A 24,404-nucleotide genomic window follows, 5' to 3' on the forward strand; every position below is an offset into this window, starting at 1 on the left:
AATGGTGTTTATGTGATCCCCTTTGTTCCTGTGGGCACCTATGAAGTCACCGCCTCCTATGTGGGCTATAATTCGGTAACCAAAAAGAATATTGTAGTCACCACCAACCAAACCACCTTCGTTGACTTTAAACTTTCTCCTGGCGTTATCATTATGGAACCGGTGGTGGTGGTGGAAGAAAGGCCGATAGTCATCCGCACACAGACTCAGACGACTCATATTTCTACCTCTGAAGAAATAAGAAAGTTGCCTATCACCGAGATCAATCAGATCATCACCCTTCAGGCAGGTGTTTCTACCAGCAATTTAGGAACGCATATCCGGGGCGGCAGAAATACCGAGATAGCTTATTATGTGGACGGTGTCCTCGCTAAGGCACCCCATTACGGACAACAATCTGTTCAGGTGAATAAGGAAGCGGTGGAAGAGATAGGTGTTATCACCGGCGGATTTGATGCGGAGTATGGTGAGGCACTCTCCGGGGTGGTGAATATTGTGACCCGGGAGGGAGGAGATAAAACGAGCGGTAATATACGTTATACCACCGATGAGATTTTCCAGAATAATAAGAAACTTAATTACGGTTTTAATCAATACGAACTGAGTCTGGGAGGAGGTCTTCTTGCCAAATCCCGTCTTCGCTACTTTTTATCCGGAGAATCATATCTGACCGATGCCCACCAGCGAGCAAAGTATAAAATTCCTTCACCACGATTTGATTATAAATTACAGGGAAAATTGTCTTATCGCTTCCCTAATGCCAAGGGCAAGGTTACTTTCTCCAGTTTCTATCAAAGAGAGATGTTTCAATACTACAGCGACATCTGGGGGGAGTTGAGCATGATTTACAACCTGGACCATCGTGCCGCGGAATTACGCAAGGGCTATCTGGCAAGTGTTGCCTTTAATTATATGCCCAACAAGAATTCAATCCTTGAGGCAAGATTTGGATACACAAAAAATACACGGTTCTACGCGGTCCGCGATCTGGAAGAAGAGAAAAGGCAAAATAGAAAGTGGTATGAAGATTTCATATTTAAAGCCAACCATTTTCCGCAAAAACTTTTAAGTTTACCGGAGTCGCTGATAAAGTCCCACCTGATTGATTCCCTTGCTGATCCCAACATGCCTTATCATTACCAGGAATTTGAAAGAAACAGTGCACGCAGCCTGCGGCGTAATCCGTTTGGCGCTACCCGCTTCTACTACACCGTAGGCGATGACCGGCTCTGGCGTTATTTCTTTAACCGTGACTATCAACTGAATTTCTCATATACCAATGCCATCGGTGAGGTTCATGAATTCAAAACCGGTCTTAATGCAATATTCCAGAATGTGGGCTGGTTCGATAATAATCTCCCCTGGACCCTGACGCCGTTCTGGGATTATTATAACAAGAATCCCGTTAAAGGCGCGGTTTATGTTCAGGACCGAATGGACTTTCAAGGTATCATTACCCGGGTGGGTCTTCGGCTTGATTATTTTGATTCCCAAGCCAGCGGTTTAAAAAACCCGACCGACATCACCGATTCAACCGTCGTGGAAACACCGCCAAAAGTTCGAATTTCGCCACGCCTCGGTTTTTCGTTGCCGATCACCGACCGTTCAAAATTCAGATTCAACTATGGACATTTTTATCAAACTCCTACCTCCCACGACCTTTATCGTTCCACAGAACCAGAGGTTGTCTGGCTACTCTTGCGTCGTTACAACTCGGTATTGGGCAATCCAAATCTCACAGTGGAAAAGACGATCTCCTATGAAATGGGTTATGAGAATCAGTTGACCGAAGTGTTTGCCTTAGGGTTTATTGCTTACTACAAAGATATCTACGACTTGATACAAACCCAGAAGATCGATGTGCTTCCCTACGCCTATTATCAGGTGCAGAATCTGGATTACGGCAATGTCAAAGGGATTGAACTAACCTTGAAAAAACGGCGCATGAACTACTGGTCATTTGATATTTCTTATACCCTACAGTTCGCCAAAGGAACTGCTTCCTCTGCCTGGCAGAATTATTATCGTATCTACCTGGAAGAACCGGATCCAATTACGGGTCAATATCCAATCCCCCGCGTTGACTACTGGCTTGATTTTGATGAACGACATATCGTCAACGCTACCCTTGGTCTGGAAACACCCGATGATTTCGCCCTTTTGCCTCTGCGCAATCTGACCAGCGATTTCATCTTTTCCTATCACTCTGGATTTCCTTATACCCCAACGGACTTTAAAGGGAATAAACTCGGGGACGATAATTCTGCACGTATGCCCGGATACATCAATGTGGATGCAAATATCTCGAAAGGCATAACCATTCAAAAATTAAATTTCGTTCTTTTTGCGAATATCTATAATCTCTTTAATACCGAGCAGATAACAAGGGTGTATAGTACTACCGGAAAACCGGATGATGATGGACAGACTCACACCGTAAGTGTGGGACAGTTCTCAAATATCTCTCTTACCAGTTCTTACTACACGCCTCAAGCTGATTACAATCATGACGGAATAAATAATCCCTACGAATTAAGGGAAGAATATATAAAAGCGCGGGCATTTTATTACAACAACCCCCTGAACTGGAATCCAGGTTTCCGGATGCGGGTCGGGATTGGATTGAGTTTCTGAAGCGAAAAAGTTTATAACTTCTTGACATAACAATTTTTTTGATTAAAATGCAGCATGAAGATTATCTGCCGCTGTGAGGATATTACTGAAGAGGAGATCGTTGCCAAGATCAAAGAAGGTTATCAGACGATGGATGAATTAAAACGGGTATTGCGGGTGACGATGGGATTATGCCAGGGAAAAGGGTGTCGGAGACATATCGCCCGGATCCTCGCGCGTGAACTAGGTATTCCGATGGAAAAGATAAAACAGCCGACCTATCGTCCACCCACAAAACCGGTGCCGATAAAAGCCTGTAGTAAGATTCTGGATTAACCCATTAAATCATAATCTCAAAAATTGATGTCCAAATTAGTTGTCCTTGATTTAGGCTTAAGAGACTACAAAGAGGTTTGGGATTTTCAGAAAAATCTTCATTCACAAAGAGTTGAAGAAAGAATTCCTGATAGTTTAATTCTCGTGGAGCATAACCCGGTTTTAACCTTGGGTAAATCGGGTAAACTGGAGAATATCAAAATCCCTCTCCCCTTGCTCAAGGAAAAAGGCATTGACTTTTATCAGATCGAACGGGGCGGCGATGTTACTTTCCATGGTCCAGGACAGATTGTTGGCTATCCTATATTTAATATCAAAAAAGGACTTGCAGGGATTAGAATTTTTATTGAGAAGATTGAAGAGGCGATCATCAAGACCCTTTCTGAGTTTGGTATTCAGGGGGAGAAGAAAGCAAAGATGGTCGGAGTCTGGGTGGATGAAAAGAAGATTTGTTCGATAGGGGTTGCGGTTAAAAGGTGGGTGAGTTTTCATGGTTTTGCCCTCAATGTCAATAATGACCTCGGGTATTTCGAACTCATCAATCCCTGTGGTTTTCAAAATATTAAAATGACCTCAATACAAGAAATCTTAAAAGCCCCGGTCGATATGAGTGAGGTCAAAAGGCATATTGCTCAGAGTTTTACTGGAGTGTTCGGGTATTCTGATCTTAACTTTTATAGGGATATCAAATCGTTGACAGACGAAGAAATTATATTATAATCTTTCATGATTAAATCGGTCATAAAGCGCGATGGAAGCGTTGTAGAATTTAACCCAGAAAAACTCTATCAGGCAATAGAAAAGGCCTTGAGGGCAACCAACGAGGATCCATCCCTGGCGCGCAAAATTGGGGATGAGGTTATCGTCGAGTTAGAGCAGAAATTTGGCACATTAAAACCTCATGTGGAAGACATTCAAGATCTGGTAGAGCATGCCCTGATCAAAAATGGAAAATTTAATACCGCTCGGGCTTATATCATTTACCGACAATTGCGCACAGAGATTCGAAATAAAAAGACCATCCTGGGGATAAAAGATAGTTTGAAACTATCGCTGAATAGCCTAAAGGTTTTGAGTGAGAGATATCTTTTGCAGGACAATAAGGGGCGGCCGATAGAGTCACCGAGTGAATTGTTTCACAGGGTTGCCCGGGCGATCGCCGCAGTTGATGCGAATTATAATGAAGACCCTCAGAAGAGCGAAGAGGAATTTTATCAGGTCATGGCCAATTTAGAATTTTTGCCCAACTCACCAACGCTGATGAATGCAGGAACGGTTCTTGGTCAGCTCTCCGCCTGTTTTGTATTGCCAATAGAGGATTCCCTGGCGAGTATTTTTGAGACTTTAAAAAATACGGCTTTGATCCATCAATCCGGCGGTGGTACTGGGTTTTCTTTTTCCAGGATAAGACCCAGAGGGGATATGGTCCGTTCCACGATGGGGATTGCCTCGGGTCCGCTTTCTTTTATGGAGATCTATGACTGTGCTACAGAGGTTATTAAACAGGGTGGGAAGCGGCGTGGTGCCAACATGGGTATCTTGCACATTACCCATCCTGATATCTTGGATTTCATCCGGGCAAAAGAGAAGGAAGGCGAGTTAGCCAATTTTAACATTTCGGTGGCGGTTACCGATGAATTCATTGACCGGGCGATAAATAATCAAGGATATGATTTAATAAACCCCCGCGATAATAAACCGGTCCGGAATATAAATGCCCGGGATGTTTTCGATATGATCGTCTTCAATGCTTGGAAGAGCGGAGATCCCGGAATGATTTTTATTGATGAAATAAACCGGAAAAATCCCACCCCGGAACTGGGTATGATTGAAAGCACCAATCCCTGTGGAGAGGTTCCATTGCTTCCTTATGAATCCTGCAACTTAGGCTCAGTAAATCTTTCACGGATGTTTGTGGATGGTAAATTCAGTTTTGAGAAGTTGAAAAAAACAATTGCCGTGGCTATTCATTTTTTAGACAATGTGATTGATGCAAATAAATATCCATTACCGGAGATCGAAAAAATAACCAAAGGCAATAGAAAGATTGGTTTGGGAGTGATGGGGTTTGCGGATTGTCTTATTAAAATGGGCATTCCTTATGATTCGGAGGAAGCGTTAAATTTTGCCGATGAGTTGGCGCATTTCATTCAAATCGAAGCACGCCGAGTTTCGCAAATGCTTGGTGCGAAAAGGGGCTCTTTCCCAAATATTGAAAAGTCGATTTTTAAAAATGCTCAGCCGATGCGGAACGCGACCGTTACCTCTATTGCCCCAACAGGATCAATAAGCCTGATTGCTGATACATCATCTGGTATTGAACCTCTTTTTTCCGTGGGTCACCTCCGACATGTCCTTGAGACCACCTTGGTGGTAGTAAATCCCATATTTGAAGAAATTGCTCGCGCCCGGGGGTTTTACTCTCCGGACTTGATTGCTGAAATTGTGCGTGAAGGTTCTTTAAAACATATCAAAGGCATACCGGATGATGTGAAAAGATTGTTTCCTATAGCCCATGAGATAATGCCTGAGGTGCACCTCAGGATGCAGGCAGTTTTCCAAAAATATGTAGATAATGCGGTGAGCAAGACCATAAATTTGCCCGAGAATGCCACCATTGAACAGACACGTGCCGCATTCCTCTTGGCCCATAGATTAAAATGTAAGGGCATAACGGTCTACCGCTATAATAGTAAAAGAGCGCAAGTTTTAGAATATGGAGATATTGATTTGCTCAAAAGTTGTGGTGGTGGGGTGTGTGAAATATAGAAAAGGGGAGGTTAAATGGTTTGGGTGAAGGCAAAAAGATTATCTTCATTTACCAGTATTCCCTATAATGGAAATCCGGCATGGGTGATAATCGGTGTGGAGCCGTTTTATGATGAGAAAAAGATGATACGACTTGCCCGGGAATTAAATCCTCTTTCAGATACAACTTTTATCTTTCCCGGTGACGAGGAGGCGGATTTAAGATTAAGATTTTTTAGCGGTTCTGATGAGATCAGATTTTCCGGACACGGAGCAGTAGCTGCCTATTACGCCATTGAAAACGAAGGTTTGATAAATCTCCAGGAACCGATCACCCTTCTTAAACAAAAGACCAAAACTGGTATTCAGGCGGTGGAACTGCGCATCAAAGATAAAAAAATAAACCGTGTAACCATCTCATTACCCCCACCCAATAGTTTGAGCATTGACTTAGAAATTAAAACTGTGGCAAGATTTTTGGGTATTTCCCCTTCAGAAATCTTGGGGACTGGTTTGCCTTTGAGTGCGGTGCAGTCGGGCAACTCTGAAGTAATAGTCCCGGTAAAATCGCTCCTTCAATTGCTCGAAATAAAACCAAATTTCAGTCTGATGAAAAGTTATTCAGAAAGATTGGGAGTGACCGGGATAATTGTCTTTGCGTTAGAGGCGAACGATCCTCAGGCAAATGTCCATATGCGCCACTTCGCTCCGGCAGTAGGGATAAACGAAGATCCCATTTCGGGTGCGGCAGCAGTGGCACTAAGCTACTATTTGGTGAAGAATCGAATCATCCCGGTTGAAGAGACCACGCGCATCGTCGTGGAGCAGGGATATTCCCTTCAGATGCCGGGATTGGTTTATACGCATATCTACACGCATCAAAATGAAATATTAAGAGCTGCTTTTGGGGGTCAGGCAGTAGTTACCTTTGAAGGGAAGATACAACTTCCCTAATTTTTTAAGTCCCCAATTCCCAAGAGGCTAAATATCGCTTCTGTTCCGGGGTAAGTTTGTCAATTCTTATCCCCATTGATTGCAATTTTAAACGGGCAATCTCCTCGTCGATTTCCCGAGGTAGGGCATATACCTGACTATCTAAATTGGGATTATTCAAAAGATACTCAACCGCCAATGCCTGATTGGCAAAGGACATATCCATTACCATCGCTGGATGGCCTTCGGCTGCAGCAAGATTCACAAGCCGGCCTTCAGCCAGAAGATAGATCCGCCGGTTATTTTTCAAAGTATATTCTTCGCAAAAATTTCTAATCAGTCGTCGTTTTTTGGTTATCTGCTTCAGACCATTTTTATCAATTTCTACATCGAAATGTCCAGAATTACCTACGATGGCACCGTCCTTCATCTTCAACAGGTGTTCTTTTCTGATGACATTGATGTTGCCGGTCACCGTGATGAATACATCACCGATTTTTGCTGCTTCACCCATCGGCATCACCTGATAGCCATCCATGCGGGCTTCCAGGGCTTTAATCGGGTCTACTTCGGTAACAATCACATTCGCACCACAACCCCGTGCACGCATTGCCAGCCCCCGGCCGCACCACCCATAGCCCGCAACAACAAAATTACATCCACTTATTAAAATATTGGTGGCTCTTAAAATACCGTCGATGGTAGACTGACCGGTGCCATAGCGGTTATCAAAAAGATGTTTGGTCAAAGAATCATTTACGGCGATTATCGGAAATTTAAGCACCTTATCCTTTGCCATCTGTTTCAATCGTATTACACCGGTAGTTGTTTCTTCAGTGCCGCCGATAATCCCGCAAATATTTTTTTTATGGACGGTTGATATTAGATCGGCACCATCATCAATGAGAATTTGAGGTTGGTTCTTTAGCACTTGATTTAGATGTGTATAATATTCTTTCCGGGATTCCCCTTTTATCGCAAAGACGCTTATGCCTTCAGCTACAAGTGCAGCCGCCACATCATCTTGAGTGGAAAGAGGATTAGAGGCAGTTAGATAGACCTGGGCACCGCCGGCTTTTAAGGTTGTAACGAGATTCGCGGTTTCGGTCGTGACATGGAGGCAGCACCCAATCCTTCGGTCTTTCAGGGGTTTTTCTTTTATAAAGCGCTGGCGAATGAGACGCAAAACCGGCATCTTTGTCTCAGCCCATTCAATTCTTTTATACCCCTCCTTTGATAGTTTTTGATCTCGGATACTATATTCCATACTTCATCCCATACAGATCAGAAATATCATATTTGCGCTTCGCGCTTTATCGCATCCGCCATATCACAGATTTCCCAGGTAAATCCCTCTTCTTCTCGTCCAAAGTGTCCGTAACAGGCGGTCTTTTTGAAGACAGGTCGTCTTAAATTCAATTTATCAATTATGCCCTGGGGGGTGAAATCAAAAAGTTTCTTTAAAATCTTAACAATTTTCTCATCCTCAATCTTGCCGGTGCCAAAGGTATTAACATTTATCGCTACTGGTTCAGCGATACCGATAGCATAGGCAAGAGAGACTTCTACTTTATCACAAACGCCGGAAGCAACAAGATTCTTCGCAACATATCTTGCCATATAAGAAGCAGAACGGTCAACTTTTGTCGGGTCTTTACCCGAAAAACATCCTCCACCATGATGGCCAACCCCACCATAGGTGTCAACCATAATCTTCCGACCCGTTACTCCGGTATCGCCTTGTGGTCCTCCAATCACGAACCGGCCGGTGGGATTGATGAGAATTTTTGAGCGTTCATCCATCAATTCTCGAGGAATTACTTCTTCAATTACATATTTCTTTAAATCGAGATGCAATTTTTCATTCTTTATATCAGGATGGTGCTGCGCGGAGAGAATGATTGTGTCAACACGGACGGGTTTATCATTCTCATATTCTACGGTCACTTGGGATTTTCCATCGGGGCGGAGATAAGGTAAGATATTTGTTTTGCGCACCTCTGCCAAGCGACGCACCAGTTTATGCGCCAAAATGATGGGCATGGGCATTAACTCGCGGGTTTCCCTTGTGGCATAACCAAACATCATTCCCTGGTCACCAGCACCTCCAATATTGACACCCATGGCGATATCCTTGGACTGCTCCTGGATGGCTGTGATGATGGCACAGGTATAGGCATCAATCCCCATATCTGTGTCCGTATAGCCGATTTCAATCAGCAGTTCTCTTATCAAATCTGGTATTTCCACATAACAACTAGTTGTGATCTCACCTGCCACAAAGACCAGACCGCGTGTCGTCAATACCTCACAGGCAACCCGTCCAAACGGGTCCTTCTCCAATATTGCATCCAGAATGGCATCTGCGGATTGGTCGCAGATTTTATCTGGATGTCCTTCAGTCACTGACTCAGAAGTAATAAAATGTCTTGCCATTTGCCTCCTTTTGAAAAATTAATTATAAATAATTTTGTTCAAAAATCAAGCCTTTTGATTATCGAATTCGGAGTTATACGCCAAAGATTGGGCTTGACCTGAACCGGCGCGGCGATGTGGAGAAAATCACCCATTGAAATATTGGTCCACATTTCGTCCTGGATATTCGCTTCCCGGTTCAGCCTGATAAGTTCAATCATTCCCTCTTTTGAGCAAATAAAACACCGCCGCCTCCCTTTTTCTTTAGCCAAACGGCTGATCACAGGATAAATATGAGAATGGAGGAGTGGGTACTTATCGGGAGAAATGACCAAGTACGAAAATTTAAGGTATTCTATTTTCCGAAATAATTTTTGGTTGATAATCTTCAGGAATTCTGGTGGAGACCATCTCCAACTTTGATGACACCAATCATTTTTTTTGAAGAGTAGTGGACATTCTTCATTGTGCAGGCAGGGTAAGAGAATATTGCCGAGGTGACTTTTTATCACATCTTTTCGTGTTTCCATAAGCCGGCGTGAGAGTTCTTTCAATGCGGGTTCCAGAATGAGAATAAAACCAGTTTTTTTCAAGTTACAAAAAAGGAGGTGTAAAAAGGCAATGTGAATTTTTTCCGATGGAATTATTTCCACAAGGGAGTTTGCGAGAATTATAAAATCATAATTTCCCTGTTTCCTTTGGAGAAATTTCAGTGCTGATTCTTTGGTTAACCGTGTTTCAGTCGTTAAATGTTTCTCTTTAAACCAATCAACCATTAGTTGGCATCTTTGCAATGAAGAGTGGCTCGTATCTACTCCGATAATCCGGAGCCGGCATTGAGGATTCAGAATATTCAAAAAATAACCCAGCCCCAGAAATCCGGCTCCTTCACCACAGCCGATATCCAGAATTTCATACTCATTTCGCAATGGGATTTTATAGATTCCAAACAACCTCTTTGCCACCAGCATTGATTTCATAAAGTTCTGAGGAAAATTATAAATAAAGTAGGCGTCATAATCTTCTGGCGCAATTTGCTTATGGGCAGCAAGTTTGTAAGAAAGGGTGACCATTTTTTTTCTTAACATATCAAGGACATTCTGGTAATAAGCGCTTGAGCTGTATAATTTTTCTAAATTTAATAGAGAGAGGATTTTTGCTTCCAGGTCTTCAGGCAGTTTCACGGCGAAAATGCGCTACCAGATAACCACTGAAGAGCAGTAAATATAGTTCTACTGGCAGGCGGTATCTTATTAATCCGACATGGGTGAAGATGTACAAACCGGCTATTAAACCGAGGACAGTGAGCACAAGTGAGATATCTTTATGATTTTTGACTGATAAGAAGATGCCAGCAAGCCCGGTGATAAGTAAGGGGATGTATAAAAGGATGTATATACTACGGTATTTTTCAAGGTCCGGGGAAAAATAGATACTTGAAGGGGCAAACCAGAAATAATAATAGGTTTTTTTGACCAACAGGCAAATAAATTTTAAGGGATTGTTTTTGATAAATTCCAGGGCCTGGCGTGAATAATACTCACTCCGTTCAATTTCGGAGCAGGAATTTAAACTGTCCAGGAGAGGAGGCGGGAGGGTAGCGGTCATCAATATATAATCCTCTTTTTCGGGTGCAAGCACCTTGAAGTAATCAGTTCCGGTAGCCTGGGGATTATTGCCAATCCAGAAATTGATCCCGAATTGAGTGGTGACAGGGACGAAGCGGTGGTGGATTTTATAATTTCTGATTGTCCAGGGGGTCAGGAGTATTATGGAGGCAATTGAGATAACCAAAATCCGGAAAAAGTTTATTTTTTTGGAAAAAAGGAACCAGAAAAAGATCGCGGGATAAAATACGAATGCTATTGGGTCACACAGAATTGCTAGACCCAGGATGAAACCCGTTAATAAGTAATAGCGCAGCATTTTTTCTTCGGCTTGGAGCAAACGGTAGATAGTCCAGGCGAGCAGGAGCAAAAAAATTGTGGTCGGGACCAGTTTCGCGCAGTAGTAGATCAAGGGAGGATAAAGTCCACAAAAAAATTCGACGATTCTGGCGGTATTTTCTCCGTAAAAATGTCGGGCAGTTTTAGAAATCAGGTATACCGTGGATAACGAAAATCCCGCTTGGATTATCATGATGAGAAAGTATGTGAGGGGTGTGATTTTAAATTTATAAAAAAAGGCCAAGAAGAATGGATAAAGTGGGGCATGGGATGAAGTAGGGACGGGTACGGTTTCTGGAGTCAATATCCGGCTGAACCCATTGCCCGCAATGATATTTCTTGCTATTTCACCGTATTCAAAATCATGCGGATGCGAAGAACTTACGACCCATAAAATAAAAATAAACCGGAGGAAAAAATATAAAAAATATCTTTTCAGAATTAAGCGAGCTTTGTAGCAATAAATTTTGCCAATCGCGCCTTATAGCGGGCTGCCGTATTCTTCTTTATTATCCCATCCTGAACAGATTTGTCAATTATTGACTGCACCTCCGGGTAGATCTTCTGGGCTTCTTCCTTTGATTGCGCCTTCCGGATTTTTTTGATTGCCGCCTTCAAGGTCTTCTTCTTTTTTAAATTTTCCAGATACCGCCGCCGCGATTTGCGGATATTTTTAAGAACCGATCTTGATCTCTTCTTTCCTGGCATACCCAATTATATCTAAAATTTTTAAAAAGTCAACACTCCTATGACCTGAGTACTCTCTCCTTTTTGTCAAATTATTTTTATGCGCTAAATTATTAGAGGTAGCCGCACCCTTCAGGGTGCGAAATACCATGGGATTTAAAGACATTTATCCGTAGTCTAAAACCTGCGACTACCATTTACAGGTTGCCACCCGAGAGAAAATTGCTAAATTGTTGCCCTACAAAAGTACCCAAAGCTAACTCATTGATTACCTTACAAATCTTGCCCATGAGTTTCATCTTTTGAGATATAAAAAATATGGGGAGGACTCAGTCCTATGACTTGAACCCGTTCCGCATTTTATAGTATGTTTCATTTAGCTACAATGAGATCTATAGGCAAAATTTGTAAAGATGACCAATAGTCCAGTTGTCGGGCAAGGTTTAGCGATTTTTTTCTTTCGTAGGCGCAGGCTTTGGCTTGCAGATAGATATATTCGCACTTCTTGTTTATCTCCAAATTGCCCCAGAGTTGAAATAAATCACCGACCTTAGAAGATATTTTTCAGCACGTTTATCAACCGCCATCCTCCATTAAATTTGGATTAAAGATCAAATTGGTGATAAACTGAGTCATCTTATTTCTGTTTAACTCAAAATTAAAATTAGACTAAAAAATTTTGTAGTTTGAGAGATAACTCGTTTTATATGATTCTATTGGCTTATGATTTCTCCATTCCTTGACTCGGTTGCGTAGGGTTTGGGCTGAGATTGGTTGGTTGATTTGTTTATTTATGCAATCAATGAGATAGCATAATTGAAATTAATAATTGTCGTTTTTTTGATTTTTCTCTAATAATCCTTCGGCGTATTATTGACAAACGCGATTAATCGGGGTAAAATAAGATTGATAAATCAGTTAAATTTATTAAGGAGGTCACCATGGCGTGGCAAGGCGAATTGATTAAACTTGATGAATATCGCTATAAGATTCCCCGAAGTCATAAACCGGGAATGAAGACAGATGGGATTATTTATGCATCCTCAAAGATGTTAGAAAAGATTAAAGAAGATGAAGCACCCGAACAGGTGGCGAATGTTGCTACCCTACCGGGTATCGTTGGTTACTCACTCGCCATGCCCGATATCCACTGGGGGTATGGTTTTGCCATTGGAGGGGTTGCAGCATTTGATATCAAGGAGGGAATTATCTCACCGGGTGGAGTGGGTTATGACATAAACTGCGGGGTGCGGCTATTGACGACCAATTTGAAATATGAAGAGATAAAAGATAAACTCAAAGAATTGGTACGGGCAATTTTTGAGAATGTTCCTTCCGGAGTCGGTTCAACCGGAAAGATAAGGATCGATGATCGGGAGGTAAAAGAGGTTATGCTTTATGGTGCACAATGGGCATTGAAAAAAGGTTATGGCTGGAAACGGGATATTGAAAAAATAGAGGAAAACGGAATGTTAAAGGGGGCGAATCCAGATAAAGTTTCTAAAAGAGCAATTGAAAGAGGAAGACCCCAACTGGGGACTTTGGGTGCTGGAAATCATTTTTTAGAAATTCAAATTGTGGAAGATATCTATGATCCAGCAGCGGCAAAGGTGATGGGGATTTATGAGGTAGGTCAGATAACAGTAATGATTCATACCGGTTCCCGGGGGCTTGGTTATCAAATATGCGATGACAATGTGAAAGTCCTGGGCAATGCTGTGCGGAAATACGGCATAAACATTCCGGATCGGCAACTTGCCTGTGCCCCGATTGATTCACCTGAAGGTAGGTCATATTTTGAGCAGATGGCCTGTGCTGCTAATTATGCTTGGGCAAACCGGCAATGTATCATGCATTGGGTGCGGGAGGCATTTGAAAAAGTTTTGGGTAAAAAGGCTGAGGACTTGGGTATGGAACTGGTTTATGATGTAGCACACAATATTGCCAAGTTTGAAGAGCACAAAATAAACGGCGAAATAAAAAAATTGTGTGTCCACCGCAAGGGGGCGACACGCGCATTTGCCGCCGGACATAAGGACATTCCTGAGGTCTATAAAAAGATCGGACAACCAGTTTTAATCCCTGGGGATATGGGTTCCCATTCATATCTTCTTCTGGGAACCGAACAGGCGATGCAAGAGACTTTTGGATCCACCTGTCATGGCGCGGGTCGACTACTCTCGCGAACCAAGGCGCTCGATGTTACCCGAGGCCGGCGGATAGATAAAGAACTTGAGGCGAAGGGGATATATGTACTTTGCGCCTCAAACGAGGTTTTAAGAGAAGAAGTCCCCGAGGCATACAAAGATATTGATATGGTAGTTGAAGCCGTAGTCGGAGCAGGAATTTCAAGCAAGGTCGCCCGGATGAGGCCGTTGGGGGTAGTGAAAGGATAGTAAAATGATAGAACGTTTAAAATCGTTGCTTTCAAAAATAGGTGCGGATTATGCGGATTTAAGATATGAAATTAAGACAGAGACAAAGGTAATATTTTCTGGTCGAGAGATAACTGAAGTGAGTGCCTGCCCAGCGGATGGTTATGTATTACGGGTGCTCAAAAATAAAGCCCTCGCGACGATAACCTTTACCCGGGAAGAGGATTTTGAAAAGGCACTAAAGAAGGTCTTAAACAATGCCGAAATCATGGCGGGAAACGATTGTGTGCCGGTGGAATTTGCGACGGTTCCGATTATCAAGGATAAATTCATACCTCAACTGGATGAGGATCCGGAGAAGATAACGCTGGAAGAGAAGATCGGATTGACCCGACACTATAATGAGATTGTTTACAAGGTTCCAAAGATCATCCATACCGAAATCGGCTATAATGAGGTGATAAGGGAGAAATGTTTTGTGAACACCGAAGGCACGGAAATAATTGAAAAACTGGTGACTACCAGAATTTCCGGTTCAATACTCAGCAGCGATGGAAGAATCATCCAGACTGTAAGGGTAGGTATTGGGGGGAGCAATGGGTTTGCCAATCTAAGAAATCGGGATGAGCAATTTCTGAAGAAAGCCGAGATTGCGAGTAAATTATTATCGGCACAGCCGGTAAAGGCAGGTGCCTACAATGTAATACTCAATCCACACCTTGCCGGAGTTTTTACCCATGAGGCATTTGGACATTTTTCCGAAGCCGACCTGATTGAGAACAATCCGACGATGCGGGAAAAGATGAAACTTGGAGCGAAACTCGGTGCCGAGATTTTGAATATTATCGATGATCCAACGCTACCTGGCCAGTTAGGATACTACAAGTATGATGACGAAGGGGTGGCAGCAAAACCGGTTCCATTATTGAAAAACGGAATCTTGGTAGGCCGACTTCACTCCCGGCGCACCGCCCACGCCTTCAACGAGGCGCCCAATGGTCACTGTGTCGCTGAGGATTATCGCTATGCACCAATCATCCGGATGGGAACAATCTTTATCCAACCTGCGGATAAATCATTTGAAGAATTATTGACAATCCTGGGGGATGGACTTTATCTCTGTGATGCCATGGGCGGCCAAACGAGCGGCGAGAATTTTACCTTTGCTGCCCAGTATGGATATATTGTTAAAAATGGTAAGTTGACTGATATGGTCCGGGATATAAATATCTCCGGTAATCTCTATGGGACGCTGAATAATATTCAAGCGATTGGCAATGATCTCAAACTTGGTGAAGTTGGTGGGTGTGGAAAGGGTCAGATGAATATCCGTTCCTGTTATGGTGCTCCCCACATAATGGTGAAAAATGCCGTGATCGGAGGTGTCTAATGAAGGAAATAGTTGCGGAGTTGAAAAAGAATGTGGAACAGGTAGAACTTTATCATTATCAGACAGTTCAGAATGAGGTAGTCTTTCAGGATGGTAAATTGAATGGACTGGAAGGGGCGATTCAATCCGGATACTCAATAAGGATTGTCAAGGATAACATGCTTGGTTTTGCCTATACCAAGACATTGACCAACCCCGCCCTTTTATTGGAGAGTGCCTTAAACTCACTAAAAGCCGGGACCAAGACCAATCTAAGGTTTCCTACTAATCTGGAAAGCAAAAATCTTAACAATTATGACCCCCGAATAGAAGATACCACCACCAAGCAGGTCGTCGATGAATGCCAACGAGTTGTTGAGATATTAAAATCCAGTCTCGATGCTAAAATTGATATAAGAGTGAATTACGGAACTGAGAAAATTGTGATTATAAATAGCCAAGGGACCGAACTCTCCGAGAACTTCTCAGGATATGTTTTTGCTCTGGCACTGGTATTCCCCAATACGGCAGGTGGCCTCCATTACCTTTTTTGGTCTAAAAGTTTTGCCCCAGTCCCTGAGAGCGAACTAAATAACCTCATTACAATGTATCAAAAAGGATTGAATGAGACAAAGATTGAGAGTGGTAAGATGAAGGTTTTGTTCTTGCCCACCACGCTTTATGCCTTGCTCTGGCGTCTGCAGAGTGGCACAGCCGGGAACAACATTTATTACAAAAAATCACCGTTGGTAAATAAAGTGGGCGAGAAGATCTTCAGCGAGAAATTGACGATTTACGACGACCCATTAAACGAGGAATATCCTACTGCCCGCAGTTTTGATGATGAAGGGGTCCCGACCAAAAAGTTGATGATTGTAGAAAAAGGCGTCTTGAGAAATTTCTATTATGATCTGTTTTATGCGGATAAGATGGGGGTGGAATCTACAGGCAATGGTTATAAAGGTGCTATGTGGGGAGGTGAATTCGCCGCTTTAAAACCAGCGCCGACACTTGCTCATCTCTTCATTGAACCGGGGAGAAAGAGTTGGGAAGAGTTGATTGGATTGATGGACCGGGGGATAATTGTTGGAGGTGTGCTCGGTGCCCATAGTGGTAACATACCAAATGGGGACTTTTCCATCGGCATCGAACCTTGCTTCTATGTAGAGAAGGGTGAGATAATCGGTCGGGTAAAGAATGCGATGATTGCGGGAAACATTTACAATGTGATGAAAAATGTGGTAGAAATAGAGAATACCCTCCATCCTTCCTTTATAGCCGGTAAGGCACTTCCGGCGATATTATTTGATGAAATAATGGTGGTAAGCGGTTAGTATATTTCCTATCTTCGTAGCAAAAGCAACAGTGGAAAAGAAGATTGCAGAAAAAATCGCGCAGACCGCTGAAGCTCCAGGAGTTTATATCTTTAAAGATGGAAAAAATAGGCCACTGTATATTGGCAAGGCGCGGAATCTCAAAAATCGCCTTAACACCTATTTGAAAAATCCAGACCTGCGGATAACATCAATAATTAAAAACGCTTCCGATATAGATATAATTATCACCAATTCCGAGACCGAGGCGCTAACCCTTGAGGAGTCTTTAATCAAACTCCATAAGCCAAAATACAACATCCGGTTGAAGGACGATAAGAAATTTCCATATTTGAAGATCACAATCCAGGAAGAATACCCCCGAATATTTTTTACCCGGGATTTAAAACCAGATGGTTCGCTTATTTTCGGTCCATATACCAGTGCCAAGGCATTGCGTCAAACTCGGGATGCCCTCTGTAAGATTTTCAAAATCGCTTCCTGTAATAAGGATTTTTCAAAACCCTTGGCGCGACCCTGTCTTTCGGCCTATATCGGTCGATGTAGTGCCCCTTGTGTGAGAAAGATAACCCGGGAAGAGTATCAAATTCTGGTTCAAAAGGCGGTAAAATTTCTCAAAGGTGAGTCTGATGAACTCGCACGGGCGATTGAAGAGCAGATGTGGGAGCATGCAAGGAAGGAGAATTTTGAGGCTGCGAAGATTTTAAGAGATGAACTCTTTGCGCTCCGACGCATTACCCAACGCCAGCAGATTGTGACCAACGATGGAGTAAACCGGGATGTGATTGGATTTGCCCGGAGTGGTGTCCATTGCATGGCTTGTCTTTTCCGTATCCGGGAAAATCGCTTGATTTCCAAAGAACTATACCATCTCACCATTCCGAAAAACGAAATTGAGGAGAATATCATTTCTGCATTCATCCGTCTTATCTATACCCATATCTCCTTCCTTCCCGAAGAGATAATCGTAGCAAAAGAACCGAGTGACTGGGAGATCCAGAAACGATGGTTTGAAGAAAAAAATAAACCGGTGCGCTTGGTAATTCCGACGCAACCAGAATTAAAAAACTTGCTCGAATGGGCGGAAAAGAATGCTGAGACAGAACTTGCCGGAGTTGTGATATCAAAAAGAACACCCACACCCATAATAGAACTCCAGAATATCCTCCAATTAGAAAAACCTCCGAGATGGATTGAGGCATTTGACATTTCGAACCTGAAAGAGAAATTTGCCGTGGGAGCATCGGTCGCTTTTCTGGATGGCAAACCATGCAAAAAGTTATACCGTCACTACCGGATAAAAAGAGTAGAGGGTCAGAATGATTTTGCGATGATAAAAGAGATCGTTGCCCGGCGGCTTGATGATATAAAGTCAAGCCAGAAAATCCCGGATTTATTGTTGATCGACGGTGGTAAAGCCCAGCAGAATGCCGCACGGGATGTTATAAAAGAGATCGAGCTACCCATTCCGGTCTTTGCCATCGCCAAACGGAGTGATCAGTTGTATTATCCTGATGGCAGGGTCATTTCAATTCCTACCCTTTCCCGAAGCCTCGTGTTGTTAAAAAGAATCCGAGATGAAGCCCATAGATTTGCCATTACCTATCATCGGAAAATACGCAGCCAGGGAGTTATCACCTCAGCCCTTGATCATATCCCGGGCATCGGTAAAAAAAGAAAAATTACTTTATTGAGATACTTTGGGAGTGTTGAGGAAATAAAAAAGGCTGCCGCCGATGATATTGCCCGGGTCCCGGGAATTGGTAAAAAAATTGCCCAGATCATCTATGAGGCACTCCATCAATAATCAAAGTTTAGTCAATCTTTTATCGCTTCTTCACTGCATTATACCCTTGCATTGGGGTTAAATTTGGATATAATTGTTTGATTTGCTAAAAATCTGACTTACTAAAATAGAGATAGGAGGTTTTAAAAATGGCAAATAATGACCTGAAATTTTTGGAAGAAAAGGTGGGCAAGGAAGGTTTTGAGCGCCTGAAAAAGATTGATAATCCGGCCTTGCACGAATTTCTGGCGAAATATCTTAAGCTTTGCAATCCGGATCGGGTTTTTGTGTGTACGGATACGGATGAGGATTTTGCATATATAAGAGAGACCGCGCTCAAAAACGGAGAAGAGCGAAAATTAGCCATCCCCGGTCATACCATCCATTTTGATAATTATGGTGACCAGGGCAGGGATAAAAAGAATACTGGAATATTGTTACCTAAAGGGAAGATACTCGATGAGGCGATTGAAACCAAGGACCGGGATACGGCCTTAGCCGATATCCACGAAATACTGAAAGACATCATGAAGGGCAAAGAGGCATTTATCTGCTTTTTCTGCCTCGGTCCCACCAATTCTATCTTCTCCATTCCAGCGGTGCAATTAACCGATTCCAGCTACGTGGCACATAGCGAAATCATTCTTTACCGTCCAGGTTATCAGGAATTCGTAAAACAGGGTAGAAACGCCCGGTTTTTCAAATTTGTGCACTCCCAAGGCGAACTTGATGAGCGGAAGACTAGCAAAAATCTCGACAAAAGAAGGATATATATTGATTTGGAAGAGGATATTGTGTACAGCGCTAATACCCAGTATGGTGGTAATACGATTGGCTTGAAAAAACTTGCGATGCGGCTGGCAATAAATCGAGGTTCCAAGGAGGGCTGGCTTACTGAGCATATGCTGGTGATGCGGATAAACGGACCCAATAATCGAAAGACCTACTTCTTAGGCGCCTTCCCGTCACTTTGTGGTAAGACTTCAACCGCGATGCTTGAAGGTGAAAATATTGTGGGTGATGATATTGCCTATCTCCGAAAAATAGACGGCGTGGTCCGAGCAGTGAATGTTGAAAAAGGAATGTTTGGCATCATCCAGGGAGTCAACTCCAAAGACGATAAGTATCAATGGGAGGCACTCCATACCCCGGGTGAGGTCATCTTTTCCAATGTGCTCGTCACACCCGAAGGTTATGTCCACTGGATTGGTAAGGATGGTGAGATTCCTGAAAGGGGCGAGAACCATTCCGGAGAATGGTACAAAGGGAAAAAAGATGCGAATGGTAAAGAGATTCCGGTATCCCATCCGAATGCCCGTTTCACGATTGAGCTAAGAATGTTTAAAAATTTGGATCTCGAAGCACTACATGACCCGATGGGTGTGGAGGTGGGAGCGATCGTCTACGGTGGTCGCGATTCGGATACTTGGGTACCAGTGGAAGAGGCGTTTGATTGGGCCCATGGTATCATCACCAAAGGGGCATCTCTGGAATCCGAGACCACCGCTGCTACCTTAGGGAAAGAAGGAGTACGGGAGTTCAATCTGATGTCTAATTTGGATTTTCTATCCATTCCAATAAGCAAATATATTGAAGCGAATTTAAGATTTGCTGATGGTTTGAGGAAGGTGCCAAAGATCTTTGGAGTGAATTACTTTTTGAAGGATAAGGATGGAAAATTCCTGAATGAAAAGACCGATAAGCGGGTCTGGTATAAATGGATGGAGCTTAGGGTTCATGATGATGTTAAGGCGCTAAAGACACCTACCGGTTTGATTCCGGAATATGAAGATTTGAAAAGACTCTTCAAACAGGTTCTCAATAAAGATTATTCGTTTGAGGATTACACAAAGCAATTTACTGTCCGCATTCCTGAACATCTCGCCAAGATTGACCGGATTGTAAATATCTATAAAACCAAGGTCATTGACCCACCGAAGATTTTATTTGATATCCTTGAGGAACAGCGGAAAAGATTGCTGGAGTACCAGAAAAAATACGGGGATTACATTAAGCCAGAACAGTTGAAATAATCTCCGATGCGATAAAATCCCCCTCAATGGAGGGGGATTTTATTTTATTGGGGCTGAATTCAATTCTTAATTGGCACGAATTGTCTGAAGAGGTTGGATAAATAACGGAGATCGACTTCGAGTTATACAACCAGGGAAAATTGGTCAATAGTGTAATTTTTGATGACATTTCTTAGGAGAATATCATTTCGGTGGTGGTGTGTTTTCAATTATCAAAACCTTGGCGAGATAACTCGATTGAGCAAAAGGGACGAATTTTAGGAGGCGATTGAAAAACCAGCAGCTTGATCAGTTAATGGCGGAAGTGGCGATAGCCAGTGAAGACCATTGCGATATCATGTTCATTGCACGCTTGGATGACCTCCTCATCCCTTTTTGAACCACCGGGTTGGATTATCGCGGTGATTTTACCTCTTGCTGCGGCATCGATCCCATCACGGAATGGGAAAAAGGCGTCTGAAGCCAGGACCGCACCGTTTGCCTGGGGACCTGCATTCCTTACGGCAATTTCAACCGCTCCTACCCGCGAAGTCTGCCCGCCTCCGATTCCGACCGTCCGTCCCCGGTTCGCGATGACGATCGCATTTGAGCGCACCCATTTTACCACTTTCCAAGCAAATTTTAAAGCTTCTGCTTCGTAATTACTCGGTGCCCTTTTTGTCACCACCTGCCATTCTGTAAAGTCCTTATTATCGGCTTCCTGGACGAGTATTCCATTGAAGACTGATTTAAAAGTAACCTGGGGCAGAAGTTCTGGTGATGCCTTGATCAAGCGGAGATTCTTTTTTGACCGCAAGATTTCCAAGGCTGATGGTTCATAATCCGGAGCGATTATCACCTCGTAGAATGTCTTGCTTACAGCCTCCGCAGTGGCAGCATCAACCTTTTTATTCAAACCAACAATTCCCCCGAATGCCGAAAGAGTATCTGCCATATAAGCCCTTTCATATGCCTCGTGGAGGGTATCACCTATTGCTACACCGCAGGGCGTTTGGTGTTTGATGATTGCACAGGCATTCTCAACAAAATCCATCGCAGCACCAAATGCAATTTCGGCATCGAGGAGGTTGTTGTATGAAAGTTCCTTTCCGCCTAAGACTTCAAAATGCTTTCTAAACAAGGGATTTAAATAAAACCCCGCTTTCTGATGGGGATTTTCGCCATAGCGCATAGGAATGAATAATTCTGCTCCACTTGCGAAGAAATGGCGTTGACTGAAATCCGGATTGAAATAATTGGCAATGACCGCATCATACCAGGCAATATAATCAAATGCCATCCGTGCCAGATTCAAACGGTACCCTTCATCAAATCGATTTTCTTTTATTGCCGCGATCAGATCTTCATACTGGCTTGGTGCGAATAACACCCCTACCTTTTTATAATTCTTTGCCGCAGCACGAATCAGGGTAACCCCACCAATGTCGATGTATTCAATCATCTCATCAAGAGTTTTATCTTCCTGCTTGAAAAACGGATAGAGATTGCAGACGACGAGGTTGATTTCACCTGTCTCAAGAATCTCTTTAGCAATGCGCTGATCTAATGTTTTTACTCTTTCGCTTTCGGTCCCGCCGGTATAATCCGATATTTTGATTGTGTCAATCCCGTTATCAATTAACAGTTTCTGTGTGCCGCCGGTGGCAATTATCTCGTAACCGAGTTCTTTAAGATTTTTGGCAAATGATACAATCCCTTGTTTGTCAGCAACGGATATTAATGCTTTTTTGTTCATTTTACGCTCCAAATTTTTTTAATTTTAAAGCATGAGCAAGTAAGAGAGGCATCAATTCTATGGACCGCATAATACCCAGACTACCCCTCAGACAATTGCGTTCAGTAAATCGCATATTATCTGCAAAGATGTAGGGAGAATAAAGAAGCAGGGGATTAGGATGCCAGGAGTGTGCGTGGAGTTTCGTCGGAGTGGAATGGTCACTGGTCAAACATAAGACATCAAAGTTGCAATTTAAGATCTCCGGAATCAGCATATCAAACTCCTCAATTGCACGCACCTTTGCCTCTTGATTCCCGTCTTCCCCGGCTTTATCAGTAGGCTTATAATGGAGATAGAAAAAGTCGTATTGGGTATGAGCGGCTTTTAATGTTTCAATCTCATCCCTTAAGGTTTCGCCCGTGGGTAAAATTTCCATACCGACAATTCGCGCCAGACCTCGGTACATGGGATAATTGGCAATTGCGGCACTCTTGATGCCGTATTTTTCGTTCATCGGTATCAAGGCCGGTAAGCGGGCAAATCCCCTTAACAGCACATAATTTGCCTTGGGTTCGTCTTTTAAAATCTCCTGGCATCTTTTGATGAATTCATTTATAATCTCCGCAGTTCTTTTTGCCTCCGGTACTTTTGCTTCAGCCGGGACCGGTGGTAGATTGTCCTTCTGGGGGTCAGCATCGGTGAGGGCATCTGAGAGGTCGCTGTTTTTAAAGACCACGACAAAGCGGTGCTCTTTCGCCGGTCTTATTATTACTTCAATCCCGGCGATCTCGTTGATTTTATTCTGGAGTTTGGCACATATCTTTTGACATTCTTCGGTAGAAATTCTTCCTGCCCGCCTATCGATTATGATTCCGGCATTATTGATCGTGGCAAAGTTCGCCCGCACTGCCAGGTCTTTTTTTCCGATTTCCAGCCCGATACCAAGAGCCTCCAGCACTCCCCGACCGATTTGATATTTTATCGGGTCATAGCCGAATAAAGCCAGGTGGGCTGGACCGCTACCAGGAGTGATACCAGGAAGAACGGGAATTGTCAAACCGAGCCCGCTTTTTAGGCTCAATCTATCCAGATTAGGGGTTTTTGCCTTTTCTAAGGCAGTCAGTTCCGGGTCCGGAAGATCACCGAGTCCGTCCATGATGATTAGGAGGATTCTTTTATCATTTTTATTTATAAGTTCGCCTAATATCTCTTCCATGATCAAATAATAGCCAAAAAATATCTTGTGTCAACCTGCTGTTCTGCTGGATACACTGAGTCCTTTCCATATTTTTTATATCTTATGAAGGGACGATAAAACTCATGGGCAGGATTTGTAAGGATAATCAATGATTTAGCGTTGGGTACTTTTGTAGGGCAAGGCTTTAGCCTTGCATAAATAAAAAATGCCAACCTGAAATTCTTGGGTGGTAACCGGTAAAATGGTAGGCGCAGGCTTTAGCCTGCGGATAAATGTTTTTAAATCTTAGGGTATTTTACACCCTGTGCGGCTGCATCTAATAATCAAGCGCATAAAAATAATTTGAGAAAAAGCGGAGAGGACTGAGTTGTCTTTTTATCATCCATTCATTCCATTATTTTAGAATTCTAAAACTATCGAACAAAGCGAAAATTATCATTTTTACAATTGTCAAAATGATAAAATGAGAATTTATTGCTCTGACAATATCTTAGAAGGCTGAAATATCGGTTCAGGAGTGACTTCCCAGTCGCGATAATAATATTCAACATTGATTATTGCAGAGTAAACTCTACCACTACAATTTTCTGCAGTGGTCGAGCTTGCTCGACAATTTAAAGTGCAAACCTAAAGGTTTGCCCTACAATTATTTCATTCCTATGGAAAAGACCATGCGCAGGCTGAAGCCTGCGGCTACCAGAAATTTTTATCGGCACTATATTTATCATGCTCAGGTGCCATCGGGTGAGCGCAAGGTTGAAGCCTTGCACTACATTTGGTTGTAAGTTCAATATTATTTTTATAAGATGTGATATTTAGTGACAATAAAATCTATGGGCAAATAGGTGCGGGCATCCCATAATTTCAGTCTCGGACAAGGTTTTGATTGATCCCTTCTCGTAGGGCAAGGCTTT

17 protein-coding genes are annotated in these 24,404 nt (G+C 42.9%); 10 read left to right on the forward strand and 7 right to left on the reverse strand.

Annotated features, from left to right (window positions below; all coding sequences use genetic code 11):
* The 5 genes from ABIL39_08590 to ABIL39_08610 all read left to right on the forward strand — a co-directional run.
* A partial coding sequence (locus ABIL39_08590) for a TonB-dependent receptor (GenBank protein ID MEO0166179.1) occupies positions 1-2,634 on the forward strand: 2,634 nt, incomplete at its 5' end.
* A gap of 54 nt (positions 2,635-2,688) precedes the next feature.
* Positions 2,689-2,949 carry a (2Fe-2S)-binding protein gene (locus ABIL39_08595; protein MEO0166180.1) on the forward strand — a complete coding sequence of 87 codons (261 nt, stop codon included), beginning with the start codon at positions 2,689-2,691 and terminating at the stop codon, positions 2,947-2,949.
* 27 nt (positions 2,950-2,976) lie between these two features.
* Entirely contained in the window at positions 2,977-3,669 is a 693-nt protein-coding gene (lipB, locus tag ABIL39_08600; protein ID MEO0166181.1) for a lipoyl(octanoyl) transferase LipB, read from the forward strand.
* A gap of 6 nt (positions 3,670-3,675) precedes the next feature.
* Positions 3,676-5,718 (forward strand): adenosylcobalamin-dependent ribonucleoside-diphosphate reductase, encoded by a 2,043-nt coding sequence (locus tag ABIL39_08605; protein ID MEO0166182.1) that lies wholly within the window; start codon positions 3,676-3,678, stop codon positions 5,716-5,718.
* A gap of 15 nt (positions 5,719-5,733) precedes the next feature.
* On the forward strand, positions 5,734-6,651 hold the full coding sequence (locus tag ABIL39_08610) for a PhzF family phenazine biosynthesis protein (protein ID MEO0166183.1): 918 nt from the start codon (positions 5,734-5,736) through the stop codon (positions 6,649-6,651).
* Positions 6,652-6,655: 4 nt separating this feature from the next.
* On the opposite strand, the gene ahcY is transcribed toward ABIL39_08610, so the two are convergent.
* From ahcY to rpsT, 5 genes are all read right to left on the reverse strand, one after another.
* Positions 6,656-7,897: an adenosylhomocysteinase gene (ahcY, locus tag ABIL39_08615; protein ID MEO0166184.1), complete on the reverse strand. Its 1,242-nt coding sequence runs from the start codon at positions 7,895-7,897 to the stop codon at positions 6,656-6,658.
* 26 nt (positions 7,898-7,923) lie between these two features.
* On the reverse strand, positions 7,924-9,066 hold the full coding sequence (gene metK, locus ABIL39_08620; protein ID MEO0166185.1) for a methionine adenosyltransferase: 1,143 nt from the start codon (positions 9,064-9,066) through the stop codon (positions 7,924-7,926).
* A gap of 38 nt (positions 9,067-9,104) precedes the next feature.
* Entirely contained in the window at positions 9,105-10,229 is a 1,125-nt protein-coding gene (locus ABIL39_08625; GenBank protein MEO0166186.1) for a small ribosomal subunit Rsm22 family protein, read from the reverse strand.
* On the reverse strand, positions 10,216-11,295 hold the full coding sequence (locus tag ABIL39_08630; protein ID MEO0166187.1) for a glycosyltransferase family 39 protein: 1,080 nt from the start codon (positions 11,293-11,295) through the stop codon (positions 10,216-10,218). The genes ABIL39_08625 and ABIL39_08630 overlap by 14 nt, the downstream gene beginning before the upstream one ends.
* A 137-nt stretch (positions 11,296-11,432) precedes the next feature.
* Positions 11,433-11,699 carry a 30S ribosomal protein S20 gene (gene rpsT, locus ABIL39_08635; protein ID MEO0166188.1) on the reverse strand — a complete coding sequence of 89 codons (267 nt, stop codon included), beginning with the start codon at positions 11,697-11,699 and terminating at the stop codon, positions 11,433-11,435.
* A 920-nt stretch (positions 11,700-12,619) separates the two neighbouring features.
* Here rpsT and ABIL39_08640 point away from each other — a divergent pair.
* The 5 genes from ABIL39_08640 to ABIL39_08660 all read left to right on the forward strand — a co-directional run bounded on the left by ABIL39_08640 (position 12,620) and on the right by ABIL39_08660 (position 20,575).
* On the forward strand, positions 12,620-14,074 hold the full coding sequence (locus tag ABIL39_08640) for an RtcB family protein (protein ID MEO0166189.1): 1,455 nt from the start codon (positions 12,620-12,622) through the stop codon (positions 14,072-14,074).
* Positions 14,075-14,078: 4 nt separating this feature from the next.
* Positions 14,079-15,443, forward strand: a complete 1,365-nt coding sequence (locus tag ABIL39_08645) for a TldD/PmbA family protein (protein ID MEO0166190.1) — start codon at positions 14,079-14,081, stop codon at positions 15,441-15,443.
* Positions 15,443-16,756 (forward strand): metallopeptidase TldD-related protein, encoded by a 1,314-nt coding sequence (locus ABIL39_08650; protein ID MEO0166191.1) that lies wholly within the window; start codon positions 15,443-15,445, stop codon positions 16,754-16,756. Before ABIL39_08645 ends, ABIL39_08650 begins: the two co-directional genes overlap by 1 nt.
* Positions 16,757-16,787: 31 nt before the next feature.
* Positions 16,788-18,563 carry an excinuclease ABC subunit UvrC gene (gene uvrC / locus ABIL39_08655; protein ID MEO0166192.1) on the forward strand — a complete coding sequence of 592 codons (1,776 nt, stop codon included), beginning with the start codon at positions 16,788-16,790 and terminating at the stop codon, positions 18,561-18,563.
* A gap of 128 nt (positions 18,564-18,691) precedes the next feature.
* A complete protein-coding gene (locus ABIL39_08660) occupies positions 18,692-20,575 on the forward strand; it encodes a phosphoenolpyruvate carboxykinase (GTP) (protein MEO0166193.1) in 1,884 nt (627 codons plus the stop codon).
* A 292-nt stretch (positions 20,576-20,867) separates the two neighbouring features.
* Here the strand turns inward: ABIL39_08660 and purH are convergent, their stop codons facing one another.
* Both purH and ABIL39_08670 read right to left on the reverse strand, forming a co-directional pair.
* A complete protein-coding gene (gene purH / locus ABIL39_08665) occupies positions 20,868-22,310 on the reverse strand; it encodes a bifunctional phosphoribosylaminoimidazolecarboxamide formyltransferase/IMP cyclohydrolase (protein ID MEO0166194.1) in 1,443 nt (480 codons plus the stop codon).
* 1 nt (position 22,311) lies between these two features.
* On the reverse strand, positions 22,312-23,508 hold the full coding sequence (locus ABIL39_08670) for a 2,3-bisphosphoglycerate-independent phosphoglycerate mutase (GenBank protein ID MEO0166195.1): 1,197 nt from the start codon (positions 23,506-23,508) through the stop codon (positions 22,312-22,314).
* Positions 23,509-24,404: the final 896 nt, after the last annotated feature.

It is taken from the genome of candidate division WOR-3 bacterium, assembly GCA_039802205.1.
Taxonomy (GTDB): Bacteria; Hydrothermota; Tepidihabitantia; order SM23-42; family JAOAFX01; genus JAOAFX01.

What these genes read in the sequence shown, in the direction of transcription:
- ABIL39_08595 (MEO0166180.1), top strand. Translation starts at nt 2,689, where the DNA reads ATGAAGATTATCTGCCGCTGTGAGGATATTACTGAAGAGGAGATCGTT.
- lipB (MEO0166181.1), top strand. Translation starts at nt 2,977, where the DNA reads ATGTCCAAATTAGTTGTCCTTGATTTAGGCTTAAGAGACTACAAAGAG.
- ABIL39_08605 (MEO0166182.1), top strand. Translation starts at nt 3,676, where the DNA reads ATGATTAAATCGGTCATAAAGCGCGATGGAAGCGTTGTAGAATTTAAC.
- ABIL39_08610 (MEO0166183.1), top strand. Translation starts at nt 5,734, where the DNA reads ATGGTTTGGGTGAAGGCAAAAAGATTATCTTCATTTACCAGTATTCCC.
- ahcY (MEO0166184.1), bottom strand. Translation starts at nt 7,897, where the DNA reads ATGGAATATAGTATCCGAGATCAAAAACTATCAAAGGAGGGGTATAAA.
- metK (MEO0166185.1), bottom strand. Translation starts at nt 9,066, where the DNA reads ATGGCAAGACATTTTATTACTTCTGAGTCAGTGACTGAAGGACATCCA.
- rpsT (MEO0166188.1), bottom strand. Translation starts at nt 11,699, where the DNA reads ATGCCAGGAAAGAAGAGATCAAGATCGGTTCTTAAAAATATCCGCAAA.
- ABIL39_08640 (MEO0166189.1), top strand. Translation starts at nt 12,620, where the DNA reads ATGGCGTGGCAAGGCGAATTGATTAAACTTGATGAATATCGCTATAAG.
- ABIL39_08645 (MEO0166190.1), top strand. Translation starts at nt 14,079, where the DNA reads ATGATAGAACGTTTAAAATCGTTGCTTTCAAAAATAGGTGCGGATTAT.
- ABIL39_08650 (MEO0166191.1), top strand. Translation starts at nt 15,443, where the DNA reads ATGAAGGAAATAGTTGCGGAGTTGAAAAAGAATGTGGAACAGGTAGAA.
- ABIL39_08660 (MEO0166193.1), top strand. Translation starts at nt 18,692, where the DNA reads ATGGCAAATAATGACCTGAAATTTTTGGAAGAAAAGGTGGGCAAGGAA.
- purH (MEO0166194.1), bottom strand. Translation starts at nt 22,310, where the DNA reads ATGAACAAAAAAGCATTAATATCCGTTGCTGACAAACAAGGGATTGTA.
- ABIL39_08670 (MEO0166195.1), bottom strand. Translation starts at nt 23,508, where the DNA reads ATGGAAGAGATATTAGGCGAACTTATAAATAAAAATGATAAAAGAATC.